General features: G+C 45.2%; 12 protein-coding genes and 1 pseudogene. 6 read left to right on the forward strand and 7 right to left on the reverse strand.

Going from position 1 to position 8897, the window contains the following annotated elements; genetic code table 11:
- Nucleotides 1–12: 12 nt before the first annotated feature.
- The 5 genes from RMO35_RS21865 to RMO35_RS21885 form a co-directional block, all read right to left on the reverse strand.
- Nucleotides 13–135 carry a photosystem II reaction center protein L gene (locus tag RMO35_RS21865; protein WP_309744289.1) on the reverse strand — a complete coding sequence of 41 codons (123 nt, stop codon included), beginning with the start codon at nucleotides 133–135 and terminating at the stop codon, nucleotides 13–15.
- 12 nt (nucleotides 136–147) lie between these two features.
- On the reverse strand, nucleotides 148–282 hold the full coding sequence (gene psbF / locus RMO35_RS21870) for a cytochrome b559 subunit beta (protein WP_309744265.1): 135 nt from the start codon (nucleotides 280–282) through the stop codon (nucleotides 148–150).
- 115 nt (nucleotides 283–397) lie between these two features.
- A complete protein-coding gene (psbE, locus tag RMO35_RS21875) occupies nucleotides 398–652 on the reverse strand; it encodes a cytochrome b559 subunit alpha (protein ID WP_309744267.1) in 255 nt (84 codons plus the stop codon).
- A gap of 235 nt (nucleotides 653–887) precedes the next feature.
- Nucleotides 888–1889, reverse strand: a complete 1002-nt coding sequence (locus tag RMO35_RS21880) for a photosynthesis system II assembly factor Ycf48 (RefSeq protein ID WP_309744269.1) — start codon at nucleotides 1887–1889, stop codon at nucleotides 888–890.
- Nucleotides 1890–2166: 277 nt separating this feature from the next.
- Nucleotides 2167–2562 carry a rubredoxin gene (locus RMO35_RS21885; RefSeq protein WP_309744271.1) on the reverse strand — a complete coding sequence of 132 codons (396 nt, stop codon included), beginning with the start codon at nucleotides 2560–2562 and terminating at the stop codon, nucleotides 2167–2169.
- Nucleotides 2563–2774: 212 nt separating this feature from the next.
- On the opposite strand from RMO35_RS21885, the gene cax reads away from it, so the two are divergent.
- From cax to RMO35_RS21915, 6 genes are all read left to right on the forward strand, one after another.
- Nucleotides 2775–3848: a calcium/proton exchanger gene (gene cax, locus RMO35_RS21890; RefSeq protein ID WP_309744274.1), complete on the forward strand. Its 1074-nt coding sequence runs from the start codon at nucleotides 2775–2777 to the stop codon at nucleotides 3846–3848.
- Between the two features lie 145 nt (nucleotides 3849–3993).
- Complete coding sequence (locus RMO35_RS21895) at nucleotides 3994–4653, forward strand: PEP-CTERM sorting domain-containing protein (RefSeq protein WP_309744276.1); 660 nt, start codon at nucleotides 3994–3996, stop codon at nucleotides 4651–4653.
- 678 nt (nucleotides 4654–5331) lie between these two features.
- Entirely contained in the window at nucleotides 5332–5598 is a 267-nt protein-coding gene (locus RMO35_RS21900; RefSeq protein WP_309744278.1) for a hypothetical protein, read from the forward strand.
- Nucleotides 5558–6049, forward strand: a complete 492-nt coding sequence (locus RMO35_RS21905) for a PEP-CTERM sorting domain-containing protein (RefSeq protein ID WP_309744280.1) — start codon at nucleotides 5558–5560, stop codon at nucleotides 6047–6049. The genes RMO35_RS21900 and RMO35_RS21905 overlap by 41 nt, the downstream gene beginning before the upstream one ends.
- A gap of 189 nt (nucleotides 6050–6238) precedes the next feature.
- Nucleotides 6239–6505, forward strand: a complete 267-nt coding sequence (locus RMO35_RS21910; RefSeq protein WP_309744283.1) for a type II toxin-antitoxin system ParD family antitoxin — start codon at nucleotides 6239–6241, stop codon at nucleotides 6503–6505.
- Nucleotides 6506–6802 carry a type II toxin-antitoxin system RelE/ParE family toxin gene (locus tag RMO35_RS21915; protein WP_309744285.1) on the forward strand — a complete coding sequence of 99 codons (297 nt, stop codon included), beginning with the start codon at nucleotides 6506–6508 and terminating at the stop codon, nucleotides 6800–6802.
- A gap of 43 nt (nucleotides 6803–6845) precedes the next feature.
- Here the strand turns inward: RMO35_RS21915 and RMO35_RS21920 are convergent, their stop codons facing one another.
- Together RMO35_RS21920 and RMO35_RS21925 are read right to left on the reverse strand one after the other, a co-directional pair.
- On the reverse strand, nucleotides 6846–7433 hold the full coding sequence (locus RMO35_RS21920) for a Uma2 family endonuclease (protein ID WP_309744287.1): 588 nt from the start codon (nucleotides 7431–7433) through the stop codon (nucleotides 6846–6848).
- A gap of 389 nt (nucleotides 7434–7822) precedes the next feature.
- Nucleotides 7823–8897 (reverse strand): annotated as a pseudogene (locus RMO35_RS21925) (hypothetical protein); the annotation flags it as partial.

Below are 8897 nucleotides of genomic sequence, written 5' to 3' on the forward strand. Positions count from 1 at the left end.
AAATAAAACCAATTAGTTAAAGAAGTAACTGGTAAATAGAATTCCGAGCGTGAAAACCATTAATAAGCCTAAAAATAGTGAAGCTCGATTGAGTTCTACTGGCTGATTATTGGGGTTTGGAGTGCGTTCCATAATCTTAATTGGCTCCTATCTTTGAATAAATTGCATTGCGGCGATCGCGCCGATAAAAAACACGGTTGGTACGCCCAAAGTATGGACTGCTACCCATCTGACTGTAAAAATGGGATATGAAATAGGCTGATTTCCGCCACCGCTAGTCATGAGATTCGCTCCTAAAATTCAGGAAAGTAAGTTGAAAGTTTGAAAATGGTTCTTCGATCGGCAATCGATCGCGAGTTGATGATTAATCTCAACTGCGATCCGACCGAAGCTAAGACTATTTCTTCTGCACGAATTTGTCGAGTTGAACTTTGGAATCAAATCGATCGGAGACGATCGGTAACTCTTGACGAGTCTGAGTAAAATACTCATCGGGACGAGGAGTTCCAAATGCGTCGTAAGCTAAGCCAGTGCTGACAAACAGCCAGCCAGCAACGAATAATGCTGGGATAGTGATACTGTGAATGATCCAATAACGAATACTGGTGACAATATCTGAGAAAGGACGTTCTCCGGTGGTTCCGCCTGCCATGATCGATCTGCTCCCAATTTTTAATACCTTTACTGGATCGAGTTTAACTCATAACCTTGAAGAAATGTGATGTGTAAATGAGAAATTAGGGAGATGGGAGATGGGAGATGGGAGATAGGAGAAGGTAATAGGTAATAGGTAATGGGTAAGAGGCAGAGCTGTTCAGACGCTTGCGTCTTTCTACCATTCACTACCCGTCTCCCCGTCTCCCCAACTCCCAACTCCCAACTCCCATCTAAGCAGCAGCTTCCCCTTGATACTTGAGCACGATTCCGCGTTGACCGATAATAAAACCCCGCTCGGGACTGAAGAACAGAATCTTGTATAGATTTGATGGTACCTCTTCTACTGCCTCATCCTTGAGCCAAGTTTTGCCGTTGTCAGTACTGACGAGTAAGTCGCCACTGCCACCAGATACCCAGACTTCTCCAGGCGTGCGGTAAGCCAGATCTAATAAGCCTGTATTGGTCTTCTGTCCGGGGAATACTTCATTTTCCCAGACATCTGGCTTATCGGGGGTATTAAATTGCAATTGTCCGCCCCGTGCGAGCATCCAGAGGCGACCATTATTAGCAAATCCCATATTAGAAACCCGGCGCGAACTGTTCCGGTTGTGGGGTTCCCAACTATCTTGTCCTGGTTTCCAAATTGAATAAAAGTTACCTTTGGCAGAGACAGCGACATATTCGCCTTCAGGAGAGCGCGAGATCGTCCGAAATACTCCCACAGCTCCAGTTACCAGTGACTTCCAGTTTTTGCCGACATCTTGGGTGGCATAAATTGCGCCAATATCGGTAGTCATTTCCGCCGCATCTTTGCCTAAAGCTTTAATCGTGGCGGGAATTCCTGGCAACTTGGAACTGAGGGCAATGCGTTCCCAAGATTTGCCAGCATCTTTGGTGTGAAGCAGAATCGCTGGCTCGCCCACAATCCAACCTTCGTCGCCAGCAAAACTAATCGATGTAAAGCGGTACTTGTCGCTATCTAGTTCGAGTTTGCGATTTTCCCAGGTTTTACCACCATCGTTAGTTTCCAAGATCGCCGCGTCGCTACCAACAACCCAACCATGTTGAGGATCGCTAGTAAATGTCAGATCTTGAATATTGGACTCGGTAGGTAACTGGATGGGTTTCCACGGGCTAGTTGCCAATGGTGTGATGTGACTGCAACTGACGCAAAATATCCCGATCGCCAGTAGTGTAGCAGTTTGTTTGAGAATTCGTTTCAGCAAGTTCATGGATTCGGAAATGGTGCTTGGTTAGATGGGAGATGGGAGATGGGAGATGGGAGATGGGGAGATGGGGAGATGGGGAGTTGGGGAGATGGGGAAATGGGGAGAGGGGGAGATGGGGAGATGGGGAGTTGGGGAGTTGGGGAGAATACGAAATTACGATACACTTCCATTACCCATTACCTCTTACCTCTTACCCATTACCTTTTACCTCTTACCCATTACCTTTTACCTCTTACCCATTACCCATTACCCATTACCCATTACCCATTACTCCTCATCCCTAGTTCAATGTATATAAACTAATAAAAATAATGATGCCGAGCATCAGTCCGCCGTAGATCAGGATACTTTTTTGTCCGGGAGACATCCCATTGACCCCAAATCCGTAGGTCTGGTTTTCTTTGAATCCGTAAGTGGTAGTCGTCCCGACATTCATAAATACCGCCTTTTTGGCACCACAGGTGGGACATTTCCAGGTGATCGGTAGGACGGTAAAAGGTGTACCCGCGATGATCTTTCGGGTAGGGTCGCCCTTATTGGGATTGTAGGTGTAGCCACAGGCGCGGCATTCAAATCGATCGTCATCAGTGGTGCCAGCTACGACCTTCGGCTGGGTCTCGGTAGTCGGTGCGGACTCCTGTGGGCTGGCGGGAATGTCTCGTTCTGACTCGTTCATAAATTTAATTTTAATATTAGGGAATTATTAATATACTGTTACAAATTTTGGCATATTATGCGGATGTTTGATACATAGTCTTCGATCTCAATCGATCGACTCAATGTATTGCCCCAGCATATCGCTATGCTCGATCGAGCGATAAAATTTGGAATAGTACTCGGTCTAAGTCTCTACCTGTTCATTATTAGCCATCTAGCTCTAAGCCCCCTATGTCTATCAAAAAAATTCTGTCGTTCGGGTTGCTCGTCTTTGTACCGATTTCTATTGCGGCGGAATATTTGCACTGGGGGGACTTGACTGTATTTATCACCTCAGCGCTGGCGATCGTGCCCCTAGCCATCTGGTTGAGTACCGCGACGGAGGAAGTAGCCATCGTCACTGGCCCTGCCGTAGGCGGGCTGCTAAACGCCGTATTTGGCAATGCTACGGAGTTGATTATCGGGCTAGTCGCACTCAAAGCGGGCTTGATCGATATCGTCAAAGCCAGTATCACCGGGACGATTATTAGTAACTTGCTATTGGCGATGGGATTGTCGATGTTTTTGGGTGGCTTGAAATTCAAGGAACAAGAATTTAAACCGATTGTGGCTCAAGTCAGCGGTTCTTCGATGACACTGGCAGTAATTGCGATCTTACTCCCAACGATGGCGTTTTATTCGGCTAGTAAATCTGATGCCTTTGCTGTCGAAAAACTCTCGATCGCCGTTGCAGTTATTCTCATTGCAGTGTATGTGATGACCTTACTATTTTCGCTCAAAACGCACAGCTATTTGTATGATGTTGGTTTGGTCGAGCTAGATGTCGAAGCAACCGGACACAAGCCAGATTTACGTTTATGGTTGGGTATTTTAGTTGTTTCCACCTTGGCAGTTGCTTATGAATCAGAAATGTTTGTCGGCGTCGTCGAATCAGCAACCAAAGGATTGGGATTAACGCCGCTATTTACAGGCGTAATTTTATTACCTTTAGTCGGCGGTGCGGCGGAATATGTCACAGCCGTAGGTGTAGCCATCAAAAATAATATGGATTTGTCAGTATCGGTCGCGATGGGTTCGAGTTTGCTCGTTGCCTTATTAATGGCTCCGATGTTGGTACTAGTTGGATATGCGATCGGTCAACCGATGGATCTCAACTTTAATCCCTTTGAAATTGTCGCTGTCGGTGTCGCCGTAATTGTGGCAAACTTGATTAGTTTGGATGGTCGATCGAATTGGTTGGAAGGAATATTATTGCTAGCAACTTACCTAATTTTAGCTGCGGCTTTCTACTTTTTACCGATTTAACATAGAGTGAATTAAAATGAGATGGCTTTACAGTCAACACTCTTGTCAGCATTAATACCGATCGATAACAAGTCATTAGACCGAATTCAAATGATATTGCCGTTGTTAAGGTTGGGTTGTAACCAGCTCGACTAATATAATTGCAATGACAAATTTTTTAACTAAGGTTGTAGTAAGCTCTGCTTTTGTTCTATCTGGAATCTCTTTTGTTGCTGCTAATGCCAGCGCCGCAGCTATTTCTGGCTTTGGCAGACCCCTCGCGGCTATTTCCGGCGGTACAGTAATTGATTTTGAAACCGCTCCCAGCGGCAACTTTGCAAATATTACAGTGGGTAATGTAACTTTTACAGGCGTTGGTGCGCCGCTGACTATAGGTTCTGATTATAGCGGGCAGTACAATAATCCAGGTAAATCTATCTACAATGATTTTGATTATGCTCCCAACCAGTTTAGGTTTGATTTCGGCTCTACAGTCAATGCCTTTGCCTTCAATTTCGGCGCTTCTAATAGTCCTTGGCGATTAAACAGTTTTGACGTCGGCGGCAATTTGCTAGACTCCACAATCATTGCTCCAACTTTAGCAAGCAATCGTGGAGACTACTTTGGTATCTCTGCGAACGGGATTAAGTATGCAACTCTAGTAGAGCAAGGTAGCGGTGATTATGTCTTCATTGACAATTTCACCTCTAGGAGTGCTGACAATGCTACTGCGGTTCCCGAACCTTTCACGATCGTGGGTACCCTCATTGGTGGTACAGCAGCATTACGGATGAGAAAGAAAATCAAAGATACTAACAAAATGTAAATAGGTTTTGTGGATTAGTTAGTCTCGATCGAAACGATCGGCAGACCTGAAGATTTTGTAAATTATCTTCATGTCTGTCATTTTTTTGTATCTATTTTGAAATGTAATTAAGTTTACAAATTAAGTCTCGATCGCCTTTATTGCATTGTTGCGATCGATTTAATAAATCAGCCATTTTGCTGAATTAAATTTTGACCGTAGCTGACTACTAACATTAATTTTAGGCACTACAGAATTCAAGAATGACTTACTTTACAGCAATTCATCCCTCTATTTACCAATAGCCGATCCGATCGATATCAGGCTAATTCATATCTAATTTGTGTGAATGCTAAGCTATTGTGCTGACTACTTATGGCGCAAGAATTGTTATTATCTCGGAGCATTCATTTGAAATACGACTGTTCTGCCACGATCGCTAATAAGTAAGACTAATGGTAATTGCTTACTTGGTCTTAGATAAACAGTAATCATAGAAAGATTGCTGTTTGTTCCGATCTCATATTTTGAGTAATGTATGGATTCAGTATTTTAATATTTTTCACATCAAATTGTTTTGTTGCTACGCGTTAACTTTTTCGAGGAATGAATCTGATGAGTATTTTGTCTAGGAATCCAAAATCTTTCATAACACCAGCAAAATCTGTTGGATTTGCGGTAGCCTCCCTGGCACTTGGTTTGATAGCTACATCTCCAGCTCAAGCATCCACATTTACTAGAGGATCGCTGCCTAGTGGAGTATCTGAAGTTGGCGGTATCGTACTAGATCTAACTGGTACAAATGGCACGAGAGTTGTAACTCAAGCAGCCGCCAGCGGTCTTTTCCAAGGACTACCTGCTAATACACCTATTGTTATTGGTACTCAATCTGGCTTCACTCCAACAGTAATTTCTGCTCTCGGCGGTGGTCTATCTCAAGCTTCAGTCAGAATTTCTCTCTATTGATGGTGATACTGCGACTGGAGATTTTGACTTCAATGACAATACTCTGTTGCTCAATAGTATTAGCTTCGGCAATTTTTCTTCAGTTAATGCACAGAATACAACTGCCGCAGGTGTTGCCACTGGTCTTGGATTCAGCGGTGGTGGATTTCGAGATGATACTCTAGATACAGGGTTTTTCACCTCAAATGATGCCCTAATATTAAGTAGTTTATTCACCTCTCTCGGCAGTGGTAACGTTGTCTTCGGATTAAGAGATGTCGATCTTAATGACAACTTCTTTGACTTCACCCAAGGAATTGACTCTTCCCTGATTAACGTTGGAACTGGCCCAGTTATTACGCCTCCTGGCGTTACTGCCGTTCCTGAGCCTTTCACGATCGTGGGTACTTTGATCGGAGCTACCGCAGCATATCGCACCAGAAAGAGATTGAAAGCAACTAACAAACTGTAAATCTCAGACTACTTAAAGCACCAGCCAAATTTACGGGTTTGAGAAATGACCCCAGTAAACTTGGCTGGTGTTTTGTTTTGACAACTCTCAAACCAGAAATTCAAAGATGACTAATTTTGAATAACTACCGTAAATAACAATCATTGCTATTTTCTGTTATTATCGATTTAATCCAGAGTAGTAAACATTATGAACATTTCTCTGACACCTCATTTTGAAAATCTTGTCAAAAGCAAGGTTGAGAGCGGTCTTTACAACTCGGCGAGTGAAGTCATGCGGGATGCGCTGCGTCTCCTTGAAGAGCGCGACAGTTTGCGACAAATGCGCGTCGAGGAACTCAGACGCGAAATTCAAAAAGGCATAGATAGCGGTGAGGCAACACCACTGGATATTGAAGAGATTAAAGCAAATGGTCGTCAGCGCCTGACAGCTCGACAACAGGACGCGCAAATTTAGATGGTTCAGTTAATAAAGCGTCCAGAAGCCGCAACCGATCTTGAGGATATTTGGTGGTACATCGCGCAAGACAGCCCCGAAGCTGCGGATAGACTTTTAGATAGAATTCAAGAAAAATTGCTTTCCCTGTCTCAATTTCCGCAAATGGGTGCGAGTCGAGACGAGCTGATGCCCAGATTGCGGAGTTTTTCAGTGAGCAATTATCTAATTTTCTATTTTCCGCTTGAAGATGGTATTGATGTTATCAGGGTGTTGCATGGTGCCCGCGATACCGAGGTGATTTTTCAGTCCGACTAAGCGATCTCTTTGTATGTGTTGTTATTCGATGCGCCAAACGCTTTCACCAAATTTTCGTCAAATCTAAGCTAAATCCAGGTAGCACGTCATCACAATCGATCGAACTTCCCGATGCGATGACTTCGACAGCTCGATCGAGCCGATAGATTTCCACAATCCGATCTTGAGGATTAATTAACAACCCCAGTCGGACACCATTTTCCCGATACTCCAGCATCTTCTCTTGGAGATCTGAGAGTTTATCGGTGCGAGAACGTAGCTCGATGACAAAGTCTGGAGCAAGCGGGGGGAACTTCGATCGATCGTCAGCAGATAGCGCATTCCAACGAGACAGTTCAACCCAAGCTGCATCAGGCGATCTCTGACTTCCCAGCGGAAGTTTGAAAATGGTAGAGGAGCTAAATACTTTCCCTAATTGTGTTTGTCGATTCCAAATTCCTAGATCGATTAATAAATCTGCTTCGCGATTGCCACTGTCACCGCCAACTGGAGGCATGACGACAAGTACTCCTTCGCTAGTTAGTTCGAGCGGTTGCTCTGGGTTGGTAATACAGAGCTGATAAAACTGTTCGTCAGTAAGCCTAAGACTGCTGAGATTGAGGGGTTGTGACTGAAGCGGAGAGATTGTCATAGAACCTCCAAACAGTTGTAATAATTAGCTGGCAGTTTTGAATATTATATCTCGATGTTTTATAGCAATAGCCAAGATCGTTAGGACGTTTTTTAATTAACGTCAGTTCGGGTTAAGCATATTAGCTCCGCTCTTGCACCGCACTCGATTGAAATCGGTGCTAGTGATACAAAGTCCGCCTTCGCGGACTAAGATATTCAGTACAGATTCGGCGGACTTTGCTTGCATGTGCCGAAACTTCCAGTCTCTAGGCTCCTCTTATCCCGTTGGCGTAGCCTCTCCGCTAGGAGAAACTGACGTTAATTAGTCCGCGTAGGCGGACTTTGCATTCCGAGCGGCGATTTCAATCGCTGTGTCCTAACCGCCTTGGCGGTTGCCATAACTGCTTTTTAATTGCTACGTCGCTGTAAAATAATCGGATGCTTACCCACTACCGGACTCCGCGCGATCGCGACTCCTTGACTGTCGCGAATTTCCAGTTTGGTAAAATGATGGGACTGGGCTTGCTGCCACATGAGATCGGTCAGTGTGTTTTGGCGATCGTCGTCGAGTGTATACCAGCTAGGATCTAGTTGAACGATCAGCCGATCGCGATCGATGTCAATATTCAGCATCTCGATGATATTGTCTGGATACTGACTGGTAATATCGCTCAGTTGGGCTTGAATTGCTTGGGTAAATGCCTGTTCGGGACTAATTTTGGGAGCGGAACTAATGGGGGCGACTAGGGGTGTCGGCGGTGGCGCTGTGACAGATCGATCGATTCCCGGCACAAAAAAGCCATCGACAAACCAGATCCCCACAGTCACGATCGCGACCAAGATCGCTATCAAAATCGCCTCAGAGAGCTGGCGGAGGGGCGCAGGTAATAACCGCCGAAATCGATCTAATGTGCCAGTCCACAAGCCGCTAACATAGTTACGGCGGGGCTGATTTGTTGGCTCGTCAGTGCTAAACGCGGTGGGTTTTAAATTACCGCTAGCTGAGAAGACCGAATCGATGGTTGCTTGGCTCCCAGTTATGTCGTCATCCCAAATATCTTCATTTGGCGATAGAAATTTGCGCTGTTTGCTGCGGCGGGCTTCTTGAATATGACTACTTTGAACTGTCGCTGCGGGGAGTGCTTCATCCCACTCATCGAGATCGGAGGTTGGTGGTAGCGTCGGTGCAACTATGGGGGCGACTGGTTGAGCATACAGCGGCTGGCGAGCGCTGAGCGGGACGAGCGGATTATTGTCATTGCCGAGTGTTTCGGCATCATCCCAATTGGTTTCCTCATCATCAATATCGAATCTATTGGCGATCGGCAAGTCCTTTTCTTCAAGACGATCGTTGCCCCAATCTTGCTGCGAAGAATCGATCGCATCTTGAAATTCCGATCGGGATTGCCGCTGCTGTCGGATACTAGCCAGATCGATCGTGGGCTGTGCTGGTTTCTGCTTGCCAAACCGCCCAAATAATCCT

The sequence above is a fragment of the Chamaesiphon sp. OTE_20_metabat_361 genome (assembly GCF_031364565.1).